The 25,458-nt window shown below is 64.3% G+C and carries 23 protein-coding genes and 1 pseudogene; 13 read left to right on the top strand and 11 right to left on the bottom strand.

What is annotated here, in order from left to right:
- Nucleotides 1–306 precede the first annotated feature (306 nt).
- From ACUXVA_RS27135 to ACUXVA_RS27115, 5 genes are all read left to right on the top strand, one after another.
- Nucleotides 307–2,595, top strand: coding sequence for a DUF1522 domain-containing protein (locus ACUXVA_RS27135; RefSeq protein ID WP_265082830.1), 2,289 nt, complete (start codon nt 307–309; stop codon nt 2,593–2,595).
- 488 nt (nt 2,596–3,083) lie between these two features.
- On the top strand, nt 3,084–5,333 hold the full coding sequence (locus tag ACUXVA_RS27130; RefSeq protein WP_445489222.1) for a DUF1522 domain-containing protein: 2,250 nt from the start codon (nt 3,084–3,086) through the stop codon (nt 5,331–5,333).
- Between the two features lie 210 nt (nt 5,334–5,543).
- Nucleotides 5,544–5,921: a flagellar biosynthesis repressor FlbT gene (gene flbT / locus ACUXVA_RS27125; protein WP_265082832.1), complete on the top strand. Its 378-nt coding sequence runs from the start codon at nt 5,544–5,546 to the stop codon at nt 5,919–5,921.
- 6 nt (nt 5,922–5,927) lie between these two features.
- The gene (gene flaF / locus ACUXVA_RS27120; RefSeq protein WP_265082833.1) at nt 5,928–6,320 is read left to right on the top strand and encodes a flagellar biosynthesis regulator FlaF; all 393 of its coding nucleotides are present in this window, start codon (nt 5,928–5,930) and stop codon (nt 6,318–6,320) included.
- 85 nt (nt 6,321–6,405) lie between these two features.
- A complete protein-coding gene (locus tag ACUXVA_RS27115; RefSeq protein WP_265082834.1) occupies nt 6,406–6,786 on the top strand; it encodes a hypothetical protein in 381 nt (126 codons plus the stop codon).
- Between the two features lie 96 nt (nt 6,787–6,882).
- Here the strand turns inward: ACUXVA_RS27115 and ACUXVA_RS27110 are convergent, their stop codons facing one another.
- The 4 genes from ACUXVA_RS27110 to ACUXVA_RS27095 all read right to left on the bottom strand — a co-directional run bounded on the left by ACUXVA_RS27110 (nt 6,883) and on the right by ACUXVA_RS27095 (nt 9,407).
- Nucleotides 6,883–7,254: a hypothetical protein gene (locus tag ACUXVA_RS27110; protein WP_265082835.1), complete on the bottom strand. Its 372-nt coding sequence runs from the start codon at nt 7,252–7,254 to the stop codon at nt 6,883–6,885.
- 162 nt (nt 7,255–7,416) lie between these two features.
- A complete protein-coding gene (locus ACUXVA_RS27105; protein ID WP_265082836.1) occupies nt 7,417–7,920 on the bottom strand; it encodes a hypothetical protein in 504 nt (167 codons plus the stop codon).
- A 15-nt stretch (nt 7,921–7,935) separates the two neighbouring features.
- Nucleotides 7,936–8,286 carry a flagellar assembly peptidoglycan hydrolase FlgJ gene (gene flgJ, locus ACUXVA_RS27100; protein ID WP_265082837.1) on the bottom strand — a complete coding sequence of 117 codons (351 nt, stop codon included), beginning with the start codon at nt 8,284–8,286 and terminating at the stop codon, nt 7,936–7,938.
- Nucleotides 8,286–9,407 (bottom strand): flagellar basal body P-ring protein FlgI, encoded by a 1,122-nt coding sequence (locus ACUXVA_RS27095; RefSeq protein ID WP_445489218.1) that lies wholly within the window; start codon nt 9,405–9,407, stop codon nt 8,286–8,288. The genes flgJ and ACUXVA_RS27095 overlap by 1 nt, the downstream gene beginning before the upstream one ends.
- A 319-nt stretch (nt 9,408–9,726) precedes the next feature.
- Between ACUXVA_RS27095 and ACUXVA_RS27090 the strand changes: the two genes are divergently transcribed.
- Nucleotides 9,727–10,137 carry a flagellar assembly protein FliX gene (locus ACUXVA_RS27090; protein ID WP_265082838.1) on the top strand — a complete coding sequence of 137 codons (411 nt, stop codon included), beginning with the start codon at nt 9,727–9,729 and terminating at the stop codon, nt 10,135–10,137.
- Between the two features lie 206 nt (nt 10,138–10,343).
- A complete protein-coding gene (gene dksA / locus ACUXVA_RS27085) occupies nt 10,344–10,709 on the top strand; it encodes an RNA polymerase-binding protein DksA (RefSeq protein ID WP_265082839.1) in 366 nt (121 codons plus the stop codon).
- Nucleotides 10,710–10,795: 86 nt separating this feature from the next.
- On the opposite strand, the gene ACUXVA_RS27080 is transcribed toward dksA, so the two are convergent.
- On the bottom strand, nt 10,796–11,773 hold the full coding sequence (locus tag ACUXVA_RS27080) for a DUF808 domain-containing protein (protein WP_265082840.1): 978 nt from the start codon (nt 11,771–11,773) through the stop codon (nt 10,796–10,798).
- A gap of 161 nt (nt 11,774–11,934) precedes the next feature.
- Between ACUXVA_RS27080 and ACUXVA_RS27075 the strand changes: the two genes are divergently transcribed.
- Nucleotides 11,935–12,714 (top strand): 2-keto-4-pentenoate hydratase, encoded by a 780-nt coding sequence (locus ACUXVA_RS27075; RefSeq protein ID WP_445489215.1) that lies wholly within the window; start codon nt 11,935–11,937, stop codon nt 12,712–12,714.
- Nucleotides 12,715–12,830: 116 nt separating this feature from the next.
- On the opposite strand, the gene flgH is transcribed toward ACUXVA_RS27075, so the two are convergent.
- From flgH to flgF, 4 genes are read right to left on the bottom strand one after another with little or no spacing between them, the layout of a single operon-like run.
- On the bottom strand, nt 12,831–13,586 hold the full coding sequence (gene flgH, locus ACUXVA_RS27070) for a flagellar basal body L-ring protein FlgH (protein WP_265082842.1): 756 nt from the start codon (nt 13,584–13,586) through the stop codon (nt 12,831–12,833).
- Nucleotides 13,587–13,591: 5 nt separating this feature from the next.
- Nucleotides 13,592–14,662 carry a flagellar basal body P-ring formation chaperone FlgA gene (flgA, locus tag ACUXVA_RS27065; protein ID WP_265082843.1) on the bottom strand — a complete coding sequence of 357 codons (1,071 nt, stop codon included), beginning with the start codon at nt 14,660–14,662 and terminating at the stop codon, nt 13,592–13,594.
- An 11-nt stretch (nt 14,663–14,673) separates the two neighbouring features.
- On the bottom strand, nt 14,674–15,462 hold the full coding sequence (gene flgG / locus ACUXVA_RS27060) for a flagellar basal-body rod protein FlgG (protein WP_265082844.1): 789 nt from the start codon (nt 15,460–15,462) through the stop codon (nt 14,674–14,676).
- Nucleotides 15,463–15,474: 12 nt separating this feature from the next.
- Nucleotides 15,475–16,239: a flagellar basal-body rod protein FlgF gene (gene flgF / locus ACUXVA_RS27055; RefSeq protein WP_265082845.1), complete on the bottom strand. Its 765-nt coding sequence runs from the start codon at nt 16,237–16,239 to the stop codon at nt 15,475–15,477.
- 366 nt (nt 16,240–16,605) lie between these two features.
- Between flgF and fliL the strand changes: the two genes are divergently transcribed.
- The 5 genes from fliL to ACUXVA_RS27030 all read left to right on the top strand — a co-directional run bounded on the left by fliL (nt 16,606) and on the right by ACUXVA_RS27030 (nt 23,372).
- Entirely contained in the window at nt 16,606–17,091 is a 486-nt protein-coding gene (gene fliL / locus ACUXVA_RS27050; protein ID WP_265082846.1) for a flagellar basal body-associated protein FliL, read from the top strand.
- An 18-nt stretch (nt 17,092–17,109) separates the two neighbouring features.
- The gene (fliM, locus tag ACUXVA_RS27045; protein WP_445489211.1) at nt 17,110–18,312 is read left to right on the top strand and encodes a flagellar motor switch protein FliM; all 1,203 of its coding nucleotides are present in this window, start codon (nt 17,110–17,112) and stop codon (nt 18,310–18,312) included.
- Nucleotides 18,309–18,758: a DUF6468 domain-containing protein gene (locus ACUXVA_RS27040; protein ID WP_265082848.1), complete on the top strand. Its 450-nt coding sequence runs from the start codon at nt 18,309–18,311 to the stop codon at nt 18,756–18,758. Before fliM ends, ACUXVA_RS27040 begins: the two co-directional genes overlap by 4 nt.
- Nucleotides 18,755–19,546: a MotE family protein gene (locus ACUXVA_RS27035; RefSeq protein ID WP_265082849.1), complete on the top strand. Its 792-nt coding sequence runs from the start codon at nt 18,755–18,757 to the stop codon at nt 19,544–19,546. The genes ACUXVA_RS27040 and ACUXVA_RS27035 overlap by 4 nt, the downstream gene beginning before the upstream one ends.
- Before the next feature lie 91 nt (nt 19,547–19,637).
- A complete protein-coding gene (locus ACUXVA_RS27030) occupies nt 19,638–23,372 on the top strand; it encodes a tetratricopeptide repeat protein (protein WP_445489208.1) in 3,735 nt (1,244 codons plus the stop codon).
- A gap of 41 nt (nt 23,373–23,413) precedes the next feature.
- On the opposite strand, the pseudogene ACUXVA_RS27025 reads toward ACUXVA_RS27030, so the two are convergent.
- Together ACUXVA_RS27025 and ACUXVA_RS27020 are read right to left on the bottom strand one after the other, a co-directional pair.
- A pseudogene (locus tag ACUXVA_RS27025) lies at nt 23,414–24,346 on the bottom strand (ABC transporter permease); the annotation flags it as partial.
- Nucleotides 24,347–24,461: 115 nt separating this feature from the next.
- A complete protein-coding gene (locus ACUXVA_RS27020) occupies nt 24,462–25,202 on the bottom strand; it encodes an ATP-binding cassette domain-containing protein (protein WP_265082852.1) in 741 nt (246 codons plus the stop codon).
- Nucleotides 25,203–25,458: the final 256 nt, after the last annotated feature.

Below are 25,458 nucleotides of genomic sequence, written 5' to 3'. Positions count from 1 at the left end.
AGGTACAGAAAGTATCAATCGGAAAGACGGCGGGGGAAACCCCGCCGTTTTTTTTGCGTCTTGCGACAGCGGGTCGTGACTGGAGCATCGGGATGCGGCGGCAGCCGGCGGCGATGCAGGGCAGGCGGGTGGTAATACAGCTCGTCGCCCGGGCGCCAAAGGCATACCGGTAATAGTACCTAGGGAGGACTACCGGGGGTATTCGTACCAACCCTGAATTTCATACACCGTTATGACCGGCGGATCAGTGTGCCCCGGCTGACCAAGAAGGTCAGCATGTAGATTAATACCAGGAAGGTATCACACATGTCAGTCGTTCTCTCATCCGCAGTCCGTCAGAACCTGCTCTCGCTGTCGGCCACCGCAGACCTGCTTTCGACCACCCAGAGCCACCTGTCCACCGGCAAGAAGGTGAACACCGCGCTCGACAATCCCACGAACTTCTTCACGGCCGCCGGCCTCGACAGCCGCGCCAGCGACATCAACAACCTGCTTGATGGCATCGGCAACGGCGTGCAGATCCTGAACGCCGCTTCGACCGGCATCTCCTCGCTGAGCAAGCTGGTCGACTCCGCCAAGTCCATCGCCAACCAGGCGCTGCAGACCACCTCGGGCTACTCCACCAAGTCGAACGTCTCCACCACCATCACCGGTGCGACGTCTGACGACCTGCGCGGCACCACCACCTACACCAACGCCTCGGCCACCGGCAACGTGCTCTATGACGGCGCCGCTGGCGGCACCACCGCCATTACCTCCGCGACCAAGCTCGGCGGCACCCAGGCGACCTTGAACGGCGCGTCGATCTCCAACAACGGTACCGGCACCCCGGCGCTGGCGACAACCACCCTCCTGTACGATGCTGCCAGCGCCACCGGCGCGCTCAGCACCAAGGCAGCAACACAGTTCACCGACGGCGCGACGCTGACGGTTAACGGCAAGACCATCACCTTCAGCCAAACCGCCGTTCCCGGCGCGGCCGCGCTTGCTTCGGGCTCCAGCCTGACCAGCACCAACGTTGTCACCGACTCCAGCGGCAACTCCACGATCTATTCCGGCGCCAGCGCGACCACCTCGACCGCCACGCTCGGCGATCTGTTGGCTGCCGTCGACGTCGCAAGCGGCGCCCAGACGGTTACGGCAATCAACGCAAGCACCAAGGTCGCAACCCTTGCTGGTACGGCGAGCTCCGTGACCGCCGGCGTGGCTCCCGCAGGTAACCTGAGCCTGAAGACCGGCACCGCGTCGCCGCTGTCGATCAGCGGCAAGGCTGACATCCTGAACGTCCTCGGTCTGACCACCTCGGTCGGCAGCGGTATCGCAACGGCAAGTGCCAACCCGGATACCGCCGCTGGCAGCCTTGGTTCGCTGGTTCAGGCCGGCTCGACCCTCAATGTCGACGGTAAGACGATCACGTTCTCGGACAAGAAGTCCACCGACGTGAACGCCATTGCCACCGGCAGCGGCAAGCCGAGCGGTGCGAAACTCACCACCGACGGCAACGGCAATTCGACCGTTTTCCTGGGTGATGCCACCGTCGCTGACCTGCTCTCCGCCATCGATCTGGCCAGCGGCACCAGCACAGCCACCATCTCCGCCTCTGTTGCCACCGTCACCACGACGGGCACGGCGTCTTCGGTCGCCACCTCCGGCGCTCTGAAGCTCTCCACCGGAACGGCTAAGGATCTCACGATCAGCGGCACCGGCAACACGCTGGCCGCGCTCGGCCTGAACGGCTCCACCGGCACCGACTCCTCGTTCACCGCATCCCGCGCGGCGAGCACCGGTGGCGTCAACGGCAAGACCCTGACCTTCGGTGCCTTCAACGGCGGCTCCGCGGTCAATGTCACCTTCGGTGACGGCACCAACGGCACCGTGAAGTCGCTCTCCGACCTCAAAACGGCACTGTCGGCCAACAACCTCGACGCCACGCTTGACTCCGCCGGCAAGCTGACGATCTCGGCGTCGAACGACTACGCGTCCTCGACTCTGGGCTCGACCGCTTCCGGTGGTGCGATCGGCGGCACGCTGACCAGCTCGCTGACCTTCTCCACCGCTTCGGCTCCCGTTGCCGACGCGACCGCACAGACCACCCGTGCGGGCCTGGTGAAGCAGTACAACGACATCCTGACGCAGATCAGCTCGACTGCCCAGGACGCTTCGTTCAACGGCGTCAACCTGCTCGGTGGCGACACCCTGAAGCTGACGTTCAACGAAACCGGCAAGTCCACCCTGAACATCCAGGGCGTCACCTTCGGCGCGACCGGCCTCGGCCTGGCCTCGTTGACGGCAGGCACGGACTTCATCGACAACTCGGCGACCAACAAGACCCTTGCCACCCTGAACACCGCCAGCACCACGCTGCGGTCCCAGGCCTCGGCTCTTGGTTCGAACCTGTCGATCGTGCAGACCCGTCAGGACTTCTCGAAGAGCCTGATCAACGTGCTGCAGACCGGCTCGTCGAACCTGACGCTCGCCGACACCAACGAGGAAGCGGCCAACAGCCAGGCGCTGTCGACCCGCCAGTCGATCGCGGTGTCCGCGCTGTCGCTCGCCAACACCTCGCAGCAGAGCGTGCTTCAGCTCCTGCGCTGATATCGTCAAAGGTACAGAACGTACCAATCGGAAAGGCGGCGGGGGAAACCCCGCCGCTTTTTTTTGATTCGAATTGGTCGGCTCAGTTGGAAGGAGGCCGGTAACAAGGTGTTGTGCCGCGACGCGAAATGCCTGCGACCCAATCCAAAGTGGAGCTGAAGGCGACATAAAATGCCTGAGCGAAAAGCCCGAAAAGCCCAGTCTTTTCGGGCTTTTCCCGTTTTGGGGCAGGGGGCAGCCGATCTTAAGGGGGCGTTAACCATAAATTAAAGGCTGCCGGTTAACACTGAGGCTACGTAGGAAGAAGGTAGGCCGAGAATCGGCCGCGTTCGATCCGGGGCATCCGTGGCGGTGCGTCGAGATCCCTCTTCCAGTAGGGCGTCAAACATCACCGGCAGCGTCGCGGAGGCATCTTGCTGACCCGAGACGTCCCATGCGTCGTGCGACCCGAAAGGTCGCCGTCCAGCACGGATCAGGAAGGCTATCAAATGTCAGGCATCGTTCTCTCATCGTCCGTACGCCAGAACCTGCTCTCACTGCAGTCGACCGCCGATCTGCTGGCGACGACGCAGAACCGGCTCGCGAGCGGCAAGAAGGTGAACACGGCGCTCGACAATCCCACCAACTTCTTCACCGCGGCGGGCCTCGACAGCCGCGCCAGCGACATCAACAACCTGCTCGACGGCATCGGCAACGGCGTGCAGATCCTGCAGGCGGCCAATACCGGCATCACCTCGCTGAACAAGCTGGTCGATACCGCCAAATCGATCGCCAACCAGGCGCTGCAGACCACGGTCGGCTACTCCACCAAGTCGAACGTGGCCGCCACCATCACCGGCGCAACGCCCGACGACCTGCGCGGCACCACCAGCTACACCAGCGCCAATGCGGTCAGCAAAGTCATCACCGACGGCACCGCCGGCGGCGCAAATCCGATTACGGGCGCGACGACCCTCGGCGCCACCTCGGCTTCGCTCGCGGGCATTGCCGCGCCGAACGGCGCCGGCACCGCGGCATCACTGGCCATGGGCCTCACGCTGATTGGAACGCCGAGCGCTACGACGATCGCCGGCACTGCGGCGCCGATCGATGGCGACACGTTGACCGTCAACGGCAAGACCATCACCTTCCGCTCGGGCTCCGCCGCCTCCGCGGTGCTGCCGGCAGGATCGGGCCTCGCCGGCAACGTCATCACGGACGGCAACGGCAACTCTACCGTCTATCTCGGCACCACCGCGGCGCCTGCCGCCACGGTCCAGAACCTGGCCGATGCCATCGACCTCGCCAGCGGCGTCAAGAAAGCCTCGATCGCCAACGGCGTTGCGACGATCGCGCATTCGTCCGGCACCGACGCCGCGATTGCCTCTGGCATCCTGACCTTGACCACCGGCACCGGCTCCGACCTCAGCGTCAGCGGCAAGGCCGATCTGCTCAACGGCCTCGGTCTGACCACCGGCACCGGCTCCGGTCCGGCCACAGTGACAAAGGGCCGCACCATCGATGCCAACGCTCTCGGCACCCTGGTGCAGGATGGTTCGACGCTGAACGTCAACGGCAAGACCATCACCTTCAAGAATGCGACCGCTCCGGCCACCCCGCCGGCCGGTTCCGGCGTGCTGAACGGTGTCGTGACCGACGGCAGCGGCAATTCGACGGTCTACCTGCAGGGCGGCACGGTGGCCGACGTGCTCACTGCGATCGACATCGCGACCGGCGCACAGGGCACCACGATTTCTGCGGGCGGCGCCCTGACGCTGAAGGCCGGCACCGGCGTGCCGTCGCAGGTCGTCGCCGGTGCGCTGAAGATCAGCACCGGCACCACCGCCGACCTCAGCATTTCCGGCACCGGCAACGCGCTGGTGTCGCTGGGCCTGGCCGGCAACACCGGCACCAACACCACCTTCACCGCAACCCGCGCCGCCGGCATCGGCGGCATCAGCGGCACCACGCTCAGCTTCACGTCCTTCAAGGGCGGCACGCCGGTCAACATCACCTTCGGCGACGGCACCAACGGCACCGTCAAGACGCTGGCGCAGCTCAACGTCGCGCTGCTCGCCAACAACATGAACGCGACACTCGACGCCACCGGCAAGCTGACCATCTCGGCGGGAAACGACTACGCATCGTCCACGATGGGCTCGACGCTGGACGGCGGCGTGATGGGCGGCTCCATCGGCTCGGCGATCACCTTCACCGTGCCGAATCCGCCGGTTGCCGACCTCAACTCGCAGGCGACACGCGCCAACCTGGTGAAGCAGTACAACGACATCATTGCGCAGATCACCACCACCTCGCAGGACGCCTCGTTCAACGGCGTCAATCTGCTGGCCGGCGATACGCTGAAGCTGGTGTTCAACGAAACCGGCAAGTCGACTCTCAACATCACCGGCACCGCGCTGACCCCAGCCGGCCTCGGCCTGCCGACGCTGGTCCCCGGCACCAGCTTCATCGACAACGCCGCAGCCAACTCCACACTGACGTCACTCAACGCCGCCAGCACCACGCTGCGCTCGATCGCCTCGTCGCTGGGATCGAATCTGTCGATCGTGCAGATCCGCCAGGACTTCGCCAAAAACCTGATCACCGTGCTGTCGACCGGTTCGTCCAACCTGACGCTGGCCGACACCAACGAGGAAGCGGCCAACAGCCAGGCGCTGTCGACCCGCCAGTCGATCGCGGTGTCAGCGCTGGCGCTGGCCAACCAGTCGCAGCAGAGCGTCCTCAAGCTGCTGCAGTAAGCCTTCAGACCGCTTCGCAGCAACGGGCGGCGAGGGCGACCTTGCCGCTCACTTTCGTCAGGGGGCGCCGATACGCGAGAGAGTGGCGGTTTTTTCGGTCAAGACCGATCTTTAGGCTGGATCGTTGCGGCAAGGCTGCGCATAACATGCTGCCGACGATCATTTGCCGAATTGCGGTTCCCGGATTCGGCGCAGCACAGGGAGACCGGTATGGCCTTGCGAGTTGAGTTGAAGCCGTTCGAACGGATCATCATCGGCCAGAGCGTTATCACCAATTCCGACGCGCGCACGGCGTTTCTGATTGACGGCGACGCACCCATCCTGCGCGAGAAAGATATCCTCACCGCAGAGACCGCCAACACGCCGGTGAAGCGCATCTATCTCTGCGTCCAGATGATGTATCTCGAAAACGACATTCCCGGTTATCAGGACCTTTACCTTGGCTTTATCAAGGAACTGATCGACGCGGTGCCGAGCTACAGAGAGCCGATTGAATCGGTGAGTAATCTAATTTTAAGCGGCGCCCTTTACAAAGCGCTAAGGGAACTGCGCCCACTAATGAAGCGCGAAGAAGAGTTGTTGAGGTAGTAGTACATGTCCTACGGTGCTCAGGCTTACGCGCGGACCGCACAGAAGGTTGCAACTCCCCGCGATATCGAAGCGCAGGCGCTGTTCAAGGCGGTACGAAAACTCCAGGAAGTCATCGATCGCTGGGAAGAGACAGACGAGGGTCTCATCGACGCGCTGATGTTCAATCGCAAGCTGTGGTCGATCTTCGTTTCCGATGCGATCAGCGACCAGAATCCCGAGAAGGTCGAAATTCGCCAGAACATCGCCAACATCGGCATCTTCGTGCTGACGCAGTGTGCCGCGCTGCAGCTCAAGCCGGAAGTCGACAAGCTGCAGGCGCTGATCGACATCAACCGCAATATCGCCGCTGGCCTCAGCGGCAATCCGGGAACGATCAGCCCGCCGCTGGCGCCGTAACCGATCGTTAACTCCTGCCCGTCCTAATGCCATCAGAAATATCCTGAAACGATTCTTGGAATCGTCAGGAGCAGGTGAGGCAGATATGGCGGACGTTCTCGGCATTCTTTCTGCGGCCTACAGGAAGACCGCACCCGTCACAGCAGGCAAATACGTTGCCGTTGACCCGAACGCTTACAAGGGCGGCTGGGAGGGCAAGTATTCGAACGGCAAGTCGTTCAAGGTCGATGTATCCCAGATCTCGGGATTCCGCGCTCAGGTGAAGTATGAGAGTGCCGGGACGGTCAAGTATCAGCAGGTGCTGATCAAGGACGATACATTCCGCGTCGGCGACACCAAGTTCACGCTCAGCAAGACCAAGAAGGGCGACATCGTTCCGAACAAGGCGATCATCAAGAATGTGGTGACCGATGCTGCGACAGGAACAACCTTTCTGGATACGGCCACCGCGGTCCGCACGGGTTAACAGCCAGCCAGGCGCTGCGGTCGGGCGCGATGCGGTCTTCGGCGGCACGGTGCTGAATACCGTCTATGTCACCAAATCATAATCGAAAAATTTGACTTACGCTTTGCGATCGGTTTCTAGCCGTCGATCGATCCTGACCGTGTCGAGTGCGCGCAGATAGGCGCGGGTTCGCAGTCGCGATTCTTCGGGAAATTGGTTGATGATCTGGTTGGTCTTCTTGTCGACTGAGACGTAGACGACCTCCGCCGCAGCTTGGTCTATGACCACTCTGCGCGAAATACGGTCGGCATCGGCCTGCTGGTAGTTGGCGGGCGACAGCGCGGGATGCGGCAATGCATCCGTTGCGGTGACCGCCTTGTCGGGGGGCAGTTGAGTCGGCACCGCCGCCCGCGCCGCTTCTGGCTCGGGTCTGATGATCGGTGCAGCAACCGGCGCCCCCACCGGTTTAATATTGAAATCGGCTCCCATGGCAGCCTCCTGGCCTCCACTAGATGAATCCCGACCCTTCCCGTTGATGATTATGCATATGCCCTGTGAATCCGTTGCTTATATCTGTCCGGCAATTTGATTCAAAAGCGGGCGATACCGGATGCCCGACGGCGTCCCGTCTGCAAGCCGGAATGTACGCGGTCAGAGCGACCGGTTGATCGCGATCGGCGTCATGTTGCGCGGGCCGGGCTGCACGCGCATTCCGCTGGATCCGTAGGTCTGCGGAATATTGCGCTTCTGCATCTCGGTGTTGACGCCGCGCACGATGCCCTCCGACACCGCATGGGCTGTGGCGAGCACGGTCAGGTTGACCTGCAGCATCGAGCGGAACACGTCGTGATGATGATGCAGCGCGGACAGCAGGTCAGGCGTTCCCTGCGCGAGATATTTCTGGCTGCCCTTGAGCACTCCGATCATCGCGATGTAGCGACGCGACAGCTCGGTCTTGTTGGGCTCGAGCAGGATCGCCTCGCGGACCTTGCCGGCACGGACCAACTCCGTTTCCCGTTCCACCACCGCCAGCAGATTATTCATGACGTCGATCAACGCCGTGGCCAGCTTGCGGGCCTCGGCGGGTGTCGACGCCGGCTGCGGCGCTGCGACCACGGGATCGGGAGCGGATTGGCGTTGCTGGGCATGGTTCATGGGAGGTCCTCTGCGTCAGGCGGAGCGATTGGCTTGCTGAAGAATGAGCGTGCGATAGACATCGTTGGAGACGCCGATGCCGCCCGCCTTGGCGAACGACTTGGAATATTGCTCGGTCAGCATCGAGCGCCACACACCGGTGCCGACGGTGTCGCCGAACGGGCCGTCCCCCTTCACGCTGGAGGTCATCTGCGAGAACATCGAGTTCAGGAACATCGCCTCGAAATCCTCGGCCGAGGCCTTGGCTTTCTTCTGCGCGGCGGGCGACACCTTGGTGAGCGCGTCGGCGAGCTGGGTGTCCGGGCGACCGTTGAGAAGCGGCATGGTGGTCTTGCCGGTGGCGCTATGGATGTTGCTTGCGATCATCACATCACCTCGATGTCGGCCTGGATGGCGCCGGCGGCCTTGATGGCCTGCAGGATGCCGATCAGGTCGCGGGGGCCGATGCCGAGGCCGTTGAGGCCGTCGACGAGCTGCTGCAGCGAGACGCCGTCCTTGACCAGCGCGAATTTCTTGCCGTCCTCGGTGACGCCGACGCGGGTGTTGGGCGTGACGACGGTCCGTCCATTGGACAGCGGGTTGGGCTGGCTGACCTGCGGGCTTTCCGAGATCGTCACGGTGAGGTTGCCCTGCGACACCGCCACCGTGGCGACGCGGACGTCGCGGCCCATGACGATGATGCCGGAACGCTCGTCGATGATGATCTTCGCGGCGAGATCGGGCTCGACCTGCGGCTGCTCGATCTCGGTGAGCATGGCCACGACGTTGCCTTTGAATTCCGGCGGGATCAGCAGCTGCACGGTCGAAGGATCGATCGGCTCGGCGGTCTTGGATCCCAGGAAGTCGTTGACCGCGGCGGCGATCCGCTTGGCCGTGGTGAAGTCCGGGTTGCGCAGCGCCAGCCGCACGGTGGGCAGGCGGTTGAGGGCGAATTCGATCTCGCGCTCGATAATGGCGCCGTTGGCGATGCGGCCGACGGTGGGCACGCCGCGGGTGATGCTGGCGGCCGCGCCTTCGGCCTGGAAGCCATTGATGGCCACGGAGCCCTGGCCGACGGCGTAGACGTTGCCGTCGGCGCCGAGCAGGGGGGTGACGAGCAGGGTGCCGCCGGTCAGGTTCTTGGCGTCGCCCAGCGCCGACACGGTGACGTCCATGCGGGTCCCCTGGGTGCCGAACGGCGGCAGGTTACCGGTGACCATGACGGCGGCGACGTTGCCGGTGCGGATGGTGGCGCCGCGGATGTTGACGCCCATCCGCTCCAGCATCGCCTGCAGCGACTGCTTGGTGAAAGGGATGTTGTTGAGGGTGTCGCCGGTGCCGTTGAGGCCGACCACGAGGCCGTAGCCGATCAGCTGGTTCTGGCGGACGCCTTCGATGTTGGCGAGATCCTTGATCCGCGAGGTCGCGCCCGCGGAGGCGGCCGATAACGCCAGCGCCAACAGCGCCGCGCTGACCACCTGACAGATTCTCGCACCTAAACTCGACATCCCCGCTCCCCGCTGAGGTTCTGGCCGGATCGCGCATCACTCCCATGACGATGATCCGACAAGACCTATGCGAGCGCCGTGCCACTGGCGGAGCGTGTTCAATCTATTGATTTAATGAGAGAAAAATTTATGGAGGGGCAGGGTGCCCGGGCGCGGGCACGGCGAAACTGCCGCTGGCGGCAGATTTTGCCGAGCCATTTACGATTGATTAACCATAAAAGACGACCTTGCTGCTGAGGGTCTCTCTACGCCTTGGTGCTCATCATCGGGACGGCGAGCCCCGGGCCGAACCGGCCATCAGATTTCGCGAGACACGCTTATGCGCATCTACGGACCCAACGGAACCACGCTTGGCACCCCTGCGGCGGGTGCGCGGAAGGCCAGCTCGAGCAGCTTTTCCCTGCCGGAGGCCACCAGCACCTCGGATACGCGCCCCGCGGTGGCGCCGAAGGCCACCACCGGTCTCGATGCGCTTCTGGCCATGCAGGAGGTCGAGGACCCCACCGAGCGGCGCAAGCGCTCGGTGAAACGCGGTCGCGGCGCGCTGGATGTCCTCGACGATCTCAAGCTCGGCCTGCTGTCGGGCTCGTTCAATCCATCCACCGTGGCCCGGCTACGGCTGGCGGCGGCCGATCTCAAGGCTTCTTCCGGCGATCCCGGTCTCGATGCGGTGCTGTCGGAGATCGAACTGCGGGTGGAAGTCGAACTCGCCAAGGCCGGACCGGCCTGACCGCCGGCTATGGCGTTGCGGCCTGCCGGCCGGTTCCGGCAGGAAACCGGTGGGAGGTGGTGGCGCGCCTTGCAACCGATATTGTCTGTCACATATCGCCACTATATAAGCTGCGGCGCGGCCGGTATTTCCGGCGCCTTGCACGGACAGATGGATTGGCCTTGGACAAGTTGAAAAACTATCGCCCCTCCGAAAAAGAACCCTTCATGAATGATCGGCAGCGCGACTACTTTCGCGCGAAGCTGCTGGCCTGGAAAGATGAGATCCTGCGCGAATCGAAGGTGACGCTGCAGACGCTGCAGGAAGAGAACGTCAATCACCCCGACCTCGCAGATCGCGCTTCGTCGGAAACCGACCGCGCCATCGAGCTGCGCGCCCGCGACCGCCAGCGCAAGCTGATCTCCAAGATCGACGCGGCGATCCAGCGTATCGACGAGAATACCTACGGCTATTGCGAGGAGACCGGTGAGCCGATCTCGCTGAAGCGGCTGGAGGCTCGTCCGATCGCCACGCTCTCGGTGGAAGCGCAGGAGCGCCACGAGAAGCGCGAGAAGGTCTATCGCGACGAATAGGTGTTCGAGATTGCAAGGCCGCCCGATGGAGCGGCCTTATTTCTGGGATCGCGAGATCGGTGGCAGCGCGGTGATGCCTGGCGCGGTTAGCGCAGGCCGCGCAGCCGCGTCCACACCGGTTCCACCACATAGGTGGCCACCGGCATCAGCGCCGCGCCGAGCAGCAGGCCGAAGACGCCGGATCCTGCCGCGCTCACAATCCAGGCAACCGCCCCGGAGATCGCCGGCACCGCCTTCGCCGCCAGCGCTGCGATGCCGTCGATGCCGTGTGCGATCTGCGGCAGCCCGTAGTCGGCCAGACCGTGCACGACGATGCCGCCGCCGACCCAGATCATCGCGGCCGTGCCGACCACGCCCAGGACGCGCAGGAAGTAGGGCATGCCCAGCACCAGCAGGCGGCCGGACGCGGCCTTGAAGCGGCCCCATCCCGATGTGCGATCGCTCTTCGCCAGCGCCAGGCCGACATCGTCCGCCTTCACGATCAGCGCGACGCCGCCATAGACGACGACGGTGATGAAGATGCCGACAAGGGCGAGGACGATCGCGCGGGTCAGGAACGGTCCCGCCGGGATCGCCGCCAGGGTGATTGCCATGATTTCCGCCGACAGGATGAAATCGGTCTTGATGGCGCTGGCGACCTTGTCGTTTTCCATCGTCGTCGCATCGACCGCGAGAGTGCGCACCGCATCGGCGTGCGGCGTCTCGTGGGGCATGACGGCTTCGGACACTTTTTGAGCGCCCTCGAAGCACAGATAGGCGCCGCCGATCATCAGCAGCGGCGTGATCGCCCATGGCGCGAACAGGCTCAGCAGCAGCGCAGCCGGCAGAAGGAACAGCAGCTTGTTGCGCAGCGAGCCGACGGCGATCTTTCGGACGATCGGCAGTTCGCGCGAGGCGTCGAAACCCACCACATAGCGCGGCGTCACCGCTGCGTCGTCGATCACCACGCCGGCCGCCTTGGCGCCGGCCTTGGCGGCCTGCCCGGCAATATCGTCGACCGAGGCGGCGGCTACTTTCGCGAGGCCGGCGATATCGTCGAGAAGGGCGATCAGTCCAATACTCATGGCGGCCTCTGCTGCGGTCATCGTCGCTGCACTGCGAGACCGGGACCGGCGTGACTTAGACCGCGGCCGATGCGATGGAAACCTTGCAGGCTGTCCATCTTGTCGCAGCCGCGGCATTCTGGATAGGTTGCGCCGCATCTGCCGCGCACTGGAACCCACCGATGACCGATATCTCTGCAGCGACCATCATTGCCGATGCCCGACGGGCGCGCGTGCCGTTGCATGCGCTGGGTGCCGATGCGCCGCACGACGAGGCCGAGGGCTATCGCGTCCAGGACGCCGTGCATCAGCAGCCGGCGGCGGAACTCGGCCGCCTGGCAGGCCACAAGATCGGCTGCACCAGTGCCGTGATGCAAAGCTATCTCGGCATTCCGCACCCCTGCGCGGGTGGCATCTTCGCGAGCGGCGTGCACCTCGACGGTGCCAGCCTGCGCCATGGCGACTACGTTCGTGTCGGCGTCGAATGCGAGATCGCGGTGCGGCTCGCGCGCGACGTGGCAGCCCACGCCGCACCCCATACGGCGCAGACCATCGTCGATGCCATCGACGCCTATCTGCCGGCCATCGAGCTCGTCGACGACCGCTATGCCGACTGGAGCAGCCTGGGCGCGCCAACGCTGATCGCCGATGACTTCTTCGCCGCCGGCTGCGTGCTCGGCGCGCCGGTGCCGCGCGGGGCGCTGCCGGACCTGCTATCGGTCGTCGGCCGCGCGGTTATCAATGGGCAGGAGGTCGGGCGCGGCAGCGGCGCCGACGTGCTCGGCCATCCGCACAACGCGCTCGCGTGGCTCGCCAACCATCTCGCCGCGCAGGGCAAAAGTCTGCGCGCCGGCGAGATCGTTCTGACCGGCAGTCTGGTGCAGACCGTGTGGCTCAACGCCGGAGACGCGGCGGTGATGGAGATGTCGGGCCTGGGCAACGTGGCAGTGGAATTCAGATAACCTGAAACGCCTGCAGAACGTCGAAGGCCTTCCGTCAGGGGAGCTGACGGAAGGCCTTCGCGTAGAACACTTCACGGCGTGGGAGCGCTGGGCGAAGTGTGGGAGCTCTGAAGGATTTAGAACGGCAGCAGGACGTCCATCACTTGCTGGCCGTAGCGCGGCTGCTGTACGTCGGAGAGTTGGCCGCGGCCGCCATAGGCAATGCGGGCCTGTGCAATCTTGGCGCTGTCGATGGTGTTGTCGCTCTGGATGTCTTCCGGGCGCACGATGCCGGCGACGATCAATTCGCGGATTTCGAGGTTGACGCGGATTTCCTGCTTGCCTTCGACCACCAGATTGCCGTTCGGCAGCAACTGCGTGACCACGGCAGCGACTGATGTCTGCAGGTTTTCCTGGCGCGCGACCGAGCCCTTGCCGTCGCTCGACGAGGTGGAATCCGCGGTCAGCAGCCGGCCTGGCAGCACCTGCGATGCCGTCGTACCCAGTAGCTTGCTGCCGGCGAAATCGGTGATGCCGGAGTCTTCCTTGTTGGTGCGGCTGCGCTGGGTCTCGTTGGCGATATTGGCCTTGTCGGTGAAGTTCACGGTGATGGTGAGAATATCGCCGATCTGACGCGCGCGCTGGTCCTTGAAGAAGGCGCGCGAGCCGCTGCGCCATAACGAATTGGCGTTGTACGACGCGACTTCGGGCTTCGGCATCGGCATCTGCACCGGCTTGTAGCCGGGCTGCGCCGTCGGGTTTTCAATCGCGGTCAACTTTGGCGTTTCACCGATCGCCGACAGGCGGTCGATCGACGAGCAGCCGCTGGCGAGGCTTCCCGTCACCAGCAACGCGGCGGTCAGGAAGGAGCGGTTGAGGGCGAACTTGAACATGAACTTTACTCAGCTTTTCGAGAAACAGACGCGGGTTCGTTGATGGCAACGGCGACCGGGGCCGCGGCCTGGGAGACCTTGTCGGGCGCGGCGGTCTCCGGCGGCAGCCGTGGCGTCGGCGCCGACACCGCGACCTGACCGCGACCGACCACCACGCCGGAAACCGTGCGCTTGGATTGCAGGTTGAGCACGTTGACGACGTCGCCCTCGGTCCCGCCTTCCAGCGCCTTGCCGCGGATGGTGAGATAGAGCCCCGCGGATTCGTAGACCAGCGTCACCGCCTGGTCGCGCTGCACGAGGTCCGGCTTGACGAGATCGGAACTGCGCAGCGCCTGGCCGACGCGCAGTTGCCGCCGCGCCTGCATGCCGACGGCGCGGTCGCGGCTGGCAACGTCGTTGCCGACCTCGGCCTTGGGGCGCCGTTCAATGATCACGTCGGAGGATTTGAGCACTTCGTTGCGCTCGACGCCGCGCGCCAGTACGGCGGCCTCGACGGTTTCCACAGCCATGCCGGTGAAGCGCAGCCGGGTCGCCGCACCGCTTTCGTTGGCGATCGAGAAGGTCACGTCGAAGCGGCCGCTGCGCGGATCGAAACGTGTGGAGACCGGCAGAAAGGCACCGCTGTTGGCGGCGTCGAGCTGCAGGGCTGCGACCTCGCGGTCGAAGGTGAGGGTGAGGTTGGCGGCGTCGCCGAGGCCGTTGCGGTGTTCGAGCGCCTGGGCGACCTGGTTCTCGATGTCCTTGCTCTCGATGTTGCGCGACAGCCGGGTAATGGAAACTTCGCGAATGTCCCTGGTGTCGACGCCGATCACCTGGTGCGCGCGCAGCGCGGCGATCACCTGCGCGGTGGTCAGCTTGCCGGTGGTGCCGAGGTCGGGGGAGCGATAGATTCCGATCTGCGCCGCCGGGCCGGCATTGTCGATCACGTCGCCGATGCGCACGATGTCGCCGGATACGCTGACGCTGGCGCGCAGCACCGGCGGGGCGATGATCTCGTCCCGGGTTTGGCCGAGCGCGGAATGTGCACCGCCGGCGAGGAGGGCGGTGGCGAACAGGAGCGAACGAAGCGTCTTCATGGTCAGCTCCCTTAGCGGAACATGGCGGAGGTGGACTGCAGCATCTGATCGGCTGCACTGACGACCTTGGCATTCATCTCGTAGGCGCGCTGCGCGGCGATCAGATCGGAAATTTCCGTGACCACTTCGACGTTGGCCTGTTCGAGGTTGCTCTGCTGCATGTCGCCGAGGCCGTTGGCGCCGGCGATGCCATCCTGCGGCGTGCCGGAGGCCGGGGTTTCGGTGAACAGGTTGTCGCCGTTGGGCTGCAGGCCGGCCTTGTTGATGAACTGGGTCAGGCCGATCTGTCCGAGGACGGTGCTCGTGGTGCTGCCCGCCAGCGTTACCGAAACCGAGCCGGCCGCGTTGATGGTGAGGCCGGACGCGTTGGCGGGGACCGTAATGGTCGGCTGCACCGGATTGCCGTTCGATGTCACGATGCGGCCCTGGGCGTCGAGCTGGAACGATCCGTCGCGCGTGTAGGAGAAGGTGCCGTCCGGCATCTGGATCTTGAAGAAGCCCTCGCCGCGGATACCGACGTCGAGCTCGTTGCCGGTGGCCGACAGCGTGCCCTGGCTCATCAGCCGCGGCGTGCCGATGGTCTTGACGCCGCCGCCGATGTCGACGCCGACCGGTAGAATGGTGCCCTGGTCCGACGCCGTCGCGCCGACCCGGCGCACGTGGTCATAGATCAGATCCTGGAACGCCGCCCGCTGCTTCTTGAAGCCGGTGGTGCGCATGTTGGCGATGTTGTTGGAGATGACCTGGACGTTGAGTTCCTGGGCCGCCATTCCGCTTGCTGCAGTGTAAAGAGCGCGCATGGGTCTGTTTCCTTAGGCCGGAACGTCGGCGAGCTTTTCGATCGCTGATTTGCGCATGTCGGTCTGCTGCTGCAGCATCGCCGAGATCTGGGTGTAGGCCCGGGTGACCTCGATCATCCGGCTCATTTCGAGCACCGAATTGACGTTCGATTTCTCGATGTAACCCTGATTGACCCTGGCGGTGATGGAGGGCTGCGGCGTGGCGCCTTCGCCTGCCGAGTAAAGGTTGGAGCCTTCCTTCAGCAGACGCTGGGCCTGGGCGAAGCTCACGAGGCGCAATTTGCCGCGAATCGAGTCCGTCTTGTTGGAGCCTTCGATGACGCTGACATTGCCGTCCTTGGCGATGTTGATGTCCTTGTCGCCGGGCTGGAACACGATCGGACCCGACGTGCCGAGCACCGGATAGCCGGAGGCGGTGACCAGCTGGCCCTGGGTGTTGATCTGCAGCCCGCCATCACGCGTGTAGCGCTCGCCGGCGGGCGTCTGCACCGCCAAAAATGCGTTGCCGTCGATGGCGAGGTCGAGCGGGTTCTTGGTCTGCTCGGTGGGGCCTGCCGACAGGTCGCGCACCGTGGCGCGGTCCTGAACGAAGCTGACATTGCGGTCGCGGCCGACGAAGTTGTCTTCATGGGCGCCCGACGCCAGGAATTCCTGGAACATCGACCGGTCGGCCTTGTAGCCGTTGGTATTGATGTTCGCGACGTTGTTGGCCACGACGTCGAGCTGTCGCTCCAGCGTCATCTGCCGCGAAAGTCCGATGAGACTGACGTTCTCCATCGGTGGTCTCCCCCTGTTCCCGCGGTTCGCCCTCCCAGGCTGGCCGTGGATCCCGCGAACCGCACAAGCTCTCCCAAGCCGCGGTCCGCAGTAACATTAGCGAAACCCGTGCCAACCAGAAAAAGTAAGCAATTTCATTTGTTTGGCATTTTTTGACGCGCCGAAACGGGCGGCAGAAAGGTCTTGTTGACCATGTTGATCCGGCAAAATTTTCCTAGCTGCCGGGCAAAAGAAAGGTTCCGTTAACCATTGCGACCTAGCGTCACAATCAACAGGGCCTTGGGCGCTGGCAGCATTTGTTTTGTATCGCGTCTTACAGCCTGCTTGGCAGCATCGAGCTCTTCCCAGACCACGGGCGGGCAGGCGATGGCAGATAAAGATTCCGAAGACGGCGTACCGGCGGGCGACGCGGCGGCGCCGAAGAGCAAGATGAAGCTCATCATCATCGCTGTTGCCGTGCTGCTGATCGCCGGTGGCGGCGGCACGTGGTTCATGTTCTTCCGTCATACCGAGGAAGCGCACGTCGAGGCCGCCGCGCCGAAGCTGCCGAGCTTCGTCGATGTACCCGAAATCCTGGTCAACCTGTCCGGCCAGCCGGGCGAACGCGTGCAGTACCTCAAGGTCAAGGTCGTCCTCGAAATCAAGGAAGAGAAGCAGGTCGAGGCGGTCAAGCCGGCGATGCCGCGCATCACCGACATCTTCCAGACCTATATGCGCGAACTGCGGGCCGGCGATCTGAGCGGATCGGTCGGCCTGTTCCGTCTCAAGGAAGAGCTGACCAAGCGCGTCAATGCGACGATCGCGCCGCTGCAGGTCAACGCTGTGCTGTTCAAGGAAATCGTCATTCAGTGACGGGACGGATCTAGGGTCATGGCGACGCAAGAACAGATGGACCAGGATGCCATCGCCGCCGAATGGGAAGCGTCTCTGGATTCAGAGGACCCCGTCGAGGCGGCGAAGGCGGCTGCCGAAAACGAACTTACCGGGACTATGGCCGAGCAGTGGGCCGCCATGGTCGAGGATGGCGGTCGCGATCTCGGCGGCGGCAAGAACGGCGGCGAGCGCGTGCTGTCGCAGGAGGAGATCGACAATCTCCTCGGCTTCAGCGTCGGTGAGGTCAATCTCGACGAGAATTCCGGCATCCGCGCCATCATCGACTCGGCGATGGTGTCCTACGAGCGTCTGCCGATGCTCGAAATCGCCTTCGACCGGCTGGTCCGGCTGATGACGACGAGCCTGCGCAACTTCACTTCGGACAACGTCGAAGTCTCGCTCGACCGCATCACCTCGGTGCGGTTCGGCGATTATATGAATTCGATTCCGCTGCCCGCGGTGCTGTGCGTTTTCAAGGCCGAGGAATGGGAAAACTTCGGCCTCGCCACCTGCGATTCCGCGCTGATCTATTCGATGATCGACGTGCTGCTCGGCGGCCGCCGCGGTCAGCCGTCGCTGCGCATTGAAGGCCGTCCCTACACCACCATCGAGACCAACCTGGTGAAGCGCCTGATCGAGGTCGTGCTGGCCGACGCCGAACAGGCGTTCCGGCCGCTGTCGCCGGTGACCTTCACCATCGACCGGCTGGAGACCAATCCGCGCTTCGCCGCGATCAGCCGGCCTGCCAACGCCGCGATCCTGGTGCGCCTGCATATCGATATGGAAGACCGCGGCGGCAATATCGAGCTGCTGCTGCCTTACGCCACCATCGAGCCGATCCGCGGCGTGCTCATGCAGATGTTCATGGGCGAAAAGCTCGGCCGCGATCCGATCTGGGAGGGGCATCTCGCTACCGAGATCTCCCAGGCCCAGATCGCCGTCGACGCCGTGCTCTATGAGGCCGAGATTCCGCTCAAGCGGCTGATGACGCTGAAAGTCGGCGACACCCTGCCGCTCGACATGCGCGCCGACGCGCTGGTGCAGGTGCGCTGTGGCAACGTCACGCTGACCGAGGGCCGCATGGGCCGGGTCGGCGACCGCGTTGCGATCCGCGTGACCAAGCAGCTACGCAAGCCGAATACATCCTTCGCGATGTTCGAGAAGGCCGATGAGCAAACCAAGATGATGGAGGCACAATGAGTCATTCCCTGGGAATCGTGATCGAAAGCTTGGTCGCAGCCTTGCTCATTCTGACAATCGGCTACTGCATGCTGCTCAACAGCCGCCTCAAGCGGCTGAAGGCCGACGAGCAGTCGCTGAAAGCCACCATCGGCGAATTGATCACCGTGACCGAGATCGCCGAGCGCGCCATCGGCGGCCTCAAGCTCACCGTGCGCGACGTCAACGAAAACCTCGGCAGCCAGATCGCCTCGGCCACCGCGTTGGCGGACCATCTGAAGAAGCAGCTGGCCGAGGGCGACAATGTGCTGCGGCGGCTGTCGCGGATCGCCATCGCGGCGCGCCCGCTGGCTGACGCAGACGTGGACACCGGCGCCGCCGCTCCGAAGATGTCGCCGGCCAAGGCCAACGCCGCCGCCGCGCAGGCATTCGCGGATCGCCGGAGGGCGGACGGCCTCGCCGCATGAACGCTTTCCGGGACATCCGCGTCATCCCCGTGGTCCTCGTTGCTATCTTCGGCCTCGCGATCCTCAAGATCGCGGGTCTGGTGATCGATGGCGGCTACGTGTTCGACTACAAGCCGGGTGCCACGGGAAATTCATGGGCGCAGGAGACTTTCAATTTCCCCGGCGGGAAGCCGCAGGAGAACAACGACATCACCGGCTCGACCGGTGCCAAGAAGGAAGAACCCACCGCGGCCAAGGACGCGCATGGCAAGCCGGTGGTGGCCGCGCCGGAAGTGGCGAAACCTGCCGAAGCCGCGCCACCGGTTGAGCAGCCCATGCCGATCTCGGCCTCGGAGCGGGCGATCCTGGAGCGGCTGCAGTCGCGCCGGCAGGAACTGGAAGCCCGTGCTCGCGAAATCGATATCCGTGAAAGCCTGCTGAAGGCCGCCGAGAAACGCATCGAATCGCGCGTCGATGAATTGAAGGGCGTCGAGGCCGGCATCAAGACCGCCACCGAGCAGAAGGGTGAGGCCGACGTCGCCCGCTTCAAGGGCATCATCACCATGTATGAAGGCATGAAGCCCAAGGACGCCGCCAAGATTTTCGACCGGCTGGAAATGCCCGTTCTGTTCGAGATCGCGTCGCAGATCGCGCCGCGGAAAATGTCTGACATTCTGGGATTGATGCAGCCGGAGGCCGCAGAGCGCCTGACCGTCGAACTGGCGCGACGCGCCAGCGGCGACAAGTCGGCTTCCGCTGCGGAACTGCCCAAGATCGAGGGCAAGCCGATGTCGCCCAGCCGCAATTAGGGGAATTCGTTAACAAATCCTTCAACCGCGGATTCTAGATTCAGACACGGCGGTTGGCCGCCGGTCTGACGATGCTGAAAGTAAATCCTGGATGGCGCGCAAGACGGCCGCTGCAAGTTGGATGCTCGCCTGCGCGTTGACGCGGGCCGTCCTGCGTTGCGCGGGTGGCGCGTCCTATCTGTCTGCGGCCGTGTTGTCGGTCGCCGTGCTGTCGGCCCAGCCGAGCCAGGCGCAGGCCGTGCGCGGCGAGGCGTCGCTGAATGTGTCAGGTGGCTATGCGCGGCTGGTGCTCAAGCTGGCGGAGGATGTCGAATCCGAAGTCAGCCAGGCCGGCACCATTCTGGTGATCCGCTTCAAGAAGCCGGTCGATATCCCCGTCGAAAGCCTGTCGGATTCCGCGCCCGATTATGTCGGTTCGGCGCGGCGGGATCCCGATGGATCGGCCATCCGTCTCGCGCTGTCGCGCAAGGTGACCGTCAACTCGATGGTTGCCGGCGAGCGGATCTTCATCGATCTGTTGCCGGAGAAGTGGGCGGGCGCGCCTCCCGGATTGCCGGCGGATGTGGTCCGCGAACTGTCCGACCGTGCGCGAAATGCCGAGCGCGCCCTGCGCATGCAGCGCGCGGACGTCAAGAAGCCGCCGATGATCCGGGTGCGTGCATCGGTGCAGCCGACCTTCGTGCGCTTCGTGTTCGATCTGCCCGACGGCGTCAACGTGTCGTCGACGCTGGATGAGAAGCGTCTGGCGCTGACATTCAATGTCCCGCTCACCTTCGATCTGGCCGATGCCAAGTTGTCGGCGCCGCCCAATGTCTCATCTATCGGGCAGGCCGCTGACGGCAGCCGGGCTGCGGTCGAGATCGGACTGATCGGCGACGTCGACGTACATTCGTTCCGCGAGGACAAGAGCTACGTGGTCGACATCGGCTATCAGCAGGCCGACAAGCCCGCAGCCGCGGCCGCAGCCAAGTTGCCGGCCGCGCCTGTCGGAGCGAAGCCGGCCGACAACCCGCCGGCGCGCTCCAGCGAGATTACGCCGCCGACATCGGAGTCGATCGCCCGGGAGTCCAAGCCCGACAAGATGGCCGAGGTGGCAGCGAAGCCGCCAGCCGCGGTCAAGGTGGAGGCAGCCAAGGCCGAACCGGTGAAGGCGGAGCCCGCCAAGCCCGAAGTCGCCAAACCTGAAGCAGCCAAGTCCGAAGCAATCAAGCCTGAAGCGGTCAAGTCCGAGCCAGCTCGGCCGGAAAGCGTAATGGCCGAGCCTGCCAAGCCCGCAGCACCGGCTGTGGTTGCCGAGTCCGTGAAGGAAGAGCCCGCACCGAAGCCGGCCGTTCCGGCGCCCGTCGCAATGGCGGTGCCGGAGGCTAAGCAGGCTGCTGCCGAAACCGCCATGCCGGTCGAGATCAAGCGTAGCAGCGACGGGCTGCGGATGAACTTCGCATTTCCGGGGCCGACCCCGCTGGCGCTGTTTCGCCGTGGCGACATCATGTGGCTGGTGGTCGACGCCACCCGACCGATCGACGTCGCCGCCATTCGCCGGGACGGTTCGTCGATCATCGCCGATGTCAGCCGGATCGCGCTGGACAAGGGGCAGGCGATCCGCATCCGCCTCAATCGGCCGCAACTCGCTTCGCTTACTGCGGAAGATCCGGCGGGCGCGGGCAAGAACTGGTCGGTCATGCTCGCCGATACAAGGCAGACGCCTTCACAGCCGCTTGTTGCGATCCGCAATATCGCCGATCCCGCCCATGCCAATGTTGCCGTGCCACTGTCGCAGCCCGGTCTCAAGCACCGTCTGGTCGATCCGGACGCCGGCGACACGCTGACAGTGATCACGGCGCTGCCGCCGCCGCGCGGTTTCATCAAGCGTCAGGACTTCGTGGAGTTCTCGCTGCTGGAAACCATCCACGGGGTCGTGGTGCAGCTCAATTCCGACGAGGTCGTGGTCGATGCCGCAAGCGACAAGGTGACCTTGAGCCGGACTGGCGGGCTCACGTTGTCACCGGCGGACGCTGCGCCTCAGCGTGCTTCGCAGGCGGCGCGACCGATCTTTGACGTCGGACAGTGGCGCAAGGATCAGGAGGGCAAATTCAACGACCGTCTCGATGCCCTGATGAATCTCGCGTCGCAGGCCGACGCCGAAAGCCGTACCGGGGCGCGCATCAACCTCGCCCGCTTCTATTTGGCGCGCGGCATGTATCCCGAGGCCAAGGGCGCTGCCGACCTGGCGTTGGTGGACACCAAGCCCGGCCAGGAAAATCCGGTCGCGCTCGTCGTCCGGGCCGTGGCCAGCGCCTTGATGGGGCGGCCGGCACAGACCCTGAAGGATATCGCCAATCCGGTGCTCGGTCCCGGCTACGATGGCGAAATCTGGAAAGCACTGGCTTTTTCGTCCCAGGGAAAATGGGTGGCCGCGCGGGAGAAGTTCAAGAATGCCGAGTTGGCGCTCTCCTCGCTGCCGGTCGAGTTGCAGCGCATCGCGATTGCCAACGCCTTGCGGGCGGCGCTCGAGGTCAAGGACTACGCCGGCGCCGCGGCGCGCGGCAGCGAATTGGAACTGGTCGGAATTCCACCGGAGATGAAACCGACCAGCCTGGTGCTGAGCGCAAGGCTGGACGAGGCGCTCGGCCGCGACAAGGATGCGCTGTCGAAATATCAGCAAGCCATCGCGTCACCCGACCGGGCTGCCGCGGCGGAAGCCAAGCTGCGCGAACTAGCCCTGCGCCAGAAGCGCAATGAAATCACGCGAGAGGACGCCCTGCGCGACCTGGAAACGCTGGCAGTGATGTGGCGGGGCGACGGCATCGAGGTGCAGACGCTGCAACGCATGTCGAAACTGTATGCCGAACTCGGCCGCTACGGCGAATCGCTGGCAGCAGCACGCAGCGCGACCGAGCGCGAGTCGAACTCCGAGGCCGCGCGGCAGGTGCAGGACGATGCCTCGGCATTGTTCTCCGACATCTTCCTGAGCTCGAAAGGCGACGAGTTGCGGCCGGTTGATGCGCTGGCGATGTTCTACGACAATCGCGAACTGACGCCGGTCGGTCGACGTGGCGACGAGATGATCCGACGGCTGGCGGATCGCCTGGTCGCAGTCGACCTGCTCGACCAGGCCGCGGAACTGCTGCAGTACCAGGTGGACCAGCGCCTCGAGGGAGCCGCGCGCGCGCAGGTCGCGGCCCGGCTGGCGATGGTCTATCTGATGGCGCGCAAGCCGGAACGCGCCATCGCCGCCCTGCGCACCACCCGGATCGCCGATCTTGCCGGCGAACTGCGTCAGCAGCGGCTGCTGCTGGAGGCGCGCGCGCAGAGCGATGTCGGCCGCCGCGACCTTGCGCTCGACATCATCACGAACATCCCCGGCCGTGAGGCGATCCGGCTGCGCTCCGACATCTATTGGTCGGCGCGGCGCTGGCGCGAGGCGTCAGAGCAGATCGAATTGTACTACGGCGATCGCTGGCGCGATTTCACACCGCTGAGTTCGCAGGAAAAGAACGATGTGATCCGCGCCGTGGTCGGCTACGCGTTGGCCGAGGATGCGCTGGGCCTGGCCCGGTTCCGCGACAAATATGCGCCGCTGATGACCGGCGGCGCCGACAAGATCGCCTTTGACACGGCGAGCAAGCCGACGTCCTCCAACAGCTCCGAGTTCGCCGCGATCGCCAAGATGGCGGCCAGCGTCGACACCCTCGATGGCTTCCTGCGCGAAATGAAGGTCCGTTTCCCGGACAACAGCGCCAAGGCGACCGTGCCCGGCGCTGACCCCACGCCGACCGGTGCACTGCCGGCGATCGTCAACGTTCGCAAGATCGAGATGACACGCTGATCCACCCACTGCGCGGTGGCTGGTTCGCCGAGCGCGCCTGCTTACTTCGGCAGCCGCAAATTCTTGATACGGTCGAAGGTGGCGGCGACGATGATGAAGGCGCCGACGAAGCTGCCTTGCCAGAAGGCGCTCACGCCCAGCAGCCCGAGACTGTTGCGGATCACCTCGATGAGGGCCGAGCCGATCAGCGCGCCGAATGCGGTGCCGACGCCGCCTGCGAGGTTGGCGCCGCCGATGACCGCCGCGGCGATCACCTGCAGTTCCATGCCGGTGCCGAGATTGGTGGTGACGGCGCCGAGCCACCCGGTTTCGATCACGCCCGCAATGCCGGCGGAGAGCGCGGATATCATGTACACGGCGACCTTGGTGCGGCGCACCGGTACACCGGTGACGATCGCCGCGTGCTCGTTGCCGCCGATGGCGAAGACGTAGCGGCCGAAGCGCGTAAAGCGCAGCACGAAGCCGGTGAGCAGCGCCAGCGCGAGCATGTAGAGCACCGGATTGGCGATGCCGAACAGCAGGGCGCCACCGCCGAGGAACAACAGCTTGTCGTGGTCGGGGCCGAACTGGAAAACCACGGTGTTGTTGGAGGCGACCATGGCCAGGCTGCGCGCGATCGACAGCGCGCCGAGCGTCACCACGAATGGCGGAATTCCGAGATAGGCGATCAGCACGCCGTTGATGGCACCGACCAGCAGCGCTGTGCCGAGCGAGGCCGCGATCCCGACCTCGATACTGTAGCCGGCATGCATGACCACCGCGAGGATCATGCTGGACAAGCAAAGCACCGAGCCGACCGACAGGTCGATGCCGCCGGTGATGATCACGATGGTCATGCCGAGGGCGATGATGGCGACGAAGGTGAAGTTACGGGTCACGTTGAAGATATTGTTCCCCGTGGCAAAGGAGTTGGTGGCGAAGGACAGGAAAATACAGGCCAGGCACACGGCGACAAAAACCCAGAACGCCTGGCGCGACACCATCCAGGACAGCATGGACGGTCGTTCGCGGCTGATCCCGTCATCGAACTGAATGTCCATTCCAACACCCTTGCTGTGCATGCCTTACGTTCGTGAACTTGAATTCGTTCTATGCGTGCGTAATCGCGCCCGTGATCAGTCCTGTTACCTCTTCCGGCGAACTGCTGCCGACGGCCTTGTCGGCAACCTTTCGCCCGCGCCGCAAGACCACCACGCGGTCGGCCACGTCGAACACGTCGGGCATGCGATGGCTGATCAGGACAATGGCAATGCCGCGGTCGCGCAGCAGGCGAATGAGATTGAGCACTTCGGCGACCTGCCGCACCGAGATGGCTGCGGTCGGCTCGTCCATCAACACGATCTTGGCGTCTGCAATCCGGGTTCGGGCAATCGCGACTGCCTGCCTTTGACCGCCCGACATTTGACGCACAAGATCGTGCGGCCGGGTCTCCGATCGCAATTCGGCGAAGATCTGGCCGGCGCGGCGATACATGCCGGCGTAATCAAGGATCTTGAACGGGCCAAAGCCTTTGCGTAGTTCCCGCCCGAGAAAGACATTGGCCGCGGCACTGAGGTTGTCGCATAGCGCAAGGTCCTGGTGAACGATTTCGATGCCGTGCCGGCGTGCGTCGACCGGCTTGTGCATGGCAAGTTCCTGTTCCTCCATGCGCAAGGTTCCGTGCGTCGGAGGAAAGTTGCCGGCCATGATCTTCACCAGCGTGGACTTTCCTGCGCCATTGTCGCCCATCAGCCCGACGACCTCGCCGGGCTCGATCGTCAGCGATACGTCGCTGAGCGCATGGATCGCGCCGAAGTGCTTCGAGATATTGGCGAGTTCGAGGAGAGGCATTCGAATGTGCCTTTGCCGGCGGAATGTCGACCGTGCTGGTTTGCATGCGGGCAACGCAGGACATGGGATCTCCATTCAATGACAGCGCTGGTGGCTAGTCAATCGCGGGCCTTCGTTCTTGTTAGTATACAAATCAATGAGCGCGCGCGTGCACTGCACTACGATGCACTGCGGTCGTTGCGCGGGCGTGCTACAATTCCGTTGACTTGCGACCGCCGCGAACTATCCTTCGCTGGCTACATTCAAGTCGGTCTAT

The sequence above is a fragment of the Rhodopseudomonas sp. RCAM05734 genome (genome assembly GCF_052658035.1).
This window is presented reverse-complemented; position numbering and strand designations above follow the sequence as displayed.

Bases quoted from the DNA above. Each gene is read 5' to 3' on its own strand.
- ACUXVA_RS27105 (WP_265082836.1), bottom strand. From the start codon at position 7,920: ATGAACCATGCCCAGCAACGCCAATCCGCTCCCGATCCCGTGGTCGCA.
- ACUXVA_RS27135 (WP_265082830.1), top strand. From the start codon at position 307: ATGTCAGTCGTTCTCTCATCCGCAGTCCGTCAGAACCTGCTCTCGCTG.
- ACUXVA_RS27130 (WP_445489222.1), top strand. From the start codon at position 3,084: ATGTCAGGCATCGTTCTCTCATCGTCCGTACGCCAGAACCTGCTCTCA.
- flgG (WP_265082844.1), bottom strand. From the start codon at position 15,462: ATGCGCGCTCTTTACACTGCAGCAAGCGGAATGGCGGCCCAGGAACTC.
- dksA (WP_265082839.1), top strand. From the start codon at position 10,344: ATGAATGATCGGCAGCGCGACTACTTTCGCGCGAAGCTGCTGGCCTGG.
- ACUXVA_RS27095 (WP_445489218.1), bottom strand. From the start codon at position 9,407: ATGTCGAGTTTAGGTGCGAGAATCTGTCAGGTGGTCAGCGCGGCGCTG.
- ACUXVA_RS27115 (WP_265082834.1), top strand. From the start codon at position 6,406: ATGGCGGACGTTCTCGGCATTCTTTCTGCGGCCTACAGGAAGACCGCA.
- ACUXVA_RS27080 (WP_265082840.1), bottom strand. From the start codon at position 11,773: ATGAGTATTGGACTGATCGCCCTTCTCGACGATATCGCCGGCCTCGCG.
- ACUXVA_RS27035 (WP_265082849.1), top strand. From the start codon at position 18,755: ATGAACGCTTTCCGGGACATCCGCGTCATCCCCGTGGTCCTCGTTGCT.
- ACUXVA_RS27040 (WP_265082848.1), top strand. From the start codon at position 18,309: ATGAGTCATTCCCTGGGAATCGTGATCGAAAGCTTGGTCGCAGCCTTG.
- ACUXVA_RS27090 (WP_265082838.1), top strand. From the start codon at position 9,727: ATGCGCATCTACGGACCCAACGGAACCACGCTTGGCACCCCTGCGGCG.
- flaF (WP_265082833.1), top strand. From the start codon at position 5,928: ATGTCCTACGGTGCTCAGGCTTACGCGCGGACCGCACAGAAGGTTGCA.
- flgF (WP_265082845.1), bottom strand. From the start codon at position 16,239: ATGGAGAACGTCAGTCTCATCGGACTTTCGCGGCAGATGACGCTGGAG.
- ACUXVA_RS27075 (WP_445489215.1), top strand. From the start codon at position 11,935: ATGACCGATATCTCTGCAGCGACCATCATTGCCGATGCCCGACGGGCG.
- ACUXVA_RS27020 (WP_265082852.1), bottom strand. From the start codon at position 25,202: ATGCCTCTCCTCGAACTCGCCAATATCTCGAAGCACTTCGGCGCGATC.
- flgH (WP_265082842.1), bottom strand. From the start codon at position 13,586: ATGTTCAAGTTCGCCCTCAACCGCTCCTTCCTGACCGCCGCGTTGCTG.
- flbT (WP_265082832.1), top strand. From the start codon at position 5,544: ATGGCCTTGCGAGTTGAGTTGAAGCCGTTCGAACGGATCATCATCGGC.
- fliM (WP_445489211.1), top strand. From the start codon at position 17,110: ATGGCGACGCAAGAACAGATGGACCAGGATGCCATCGCCGCCGAATGG.
- flgA (WP_265082843.1), bottom strand. From the start codon at position 14,662: ATGAAGACGCTTCGTTCGCTCCTGTTCGCCACCGCCCTCCTCGCCGGC.
- ACUXVA_RS27110 (WP_265082835.1), bottom strand. From the start codon at position 7,254: ATGGGAGCCGATTTCAATATTAAACCGGTGGGGGCGCCGGTTGCTGCA.
- flgJ (WP_265082837.1), bottom strand. From the start codon at position 8,286: ATGATCGCAAGCAACATCCATAGCGCCACCGGCAAGACCACCATGCCG.
- ACUXVA_RS27030 (WP_445489208.1), top strand. From the start codon at position 19,638: ATGGCGCGCAAGACGGCCGCTGCAAGTTGGATGCTCGCCTGCGCGTTG.
- fliL (WP_265082846.1), top strand. From the start codon at position 16,606: ATGGCAGATAAAGATTCCGAAGACGGCGTACCGGCGGGCGACGCGGCG.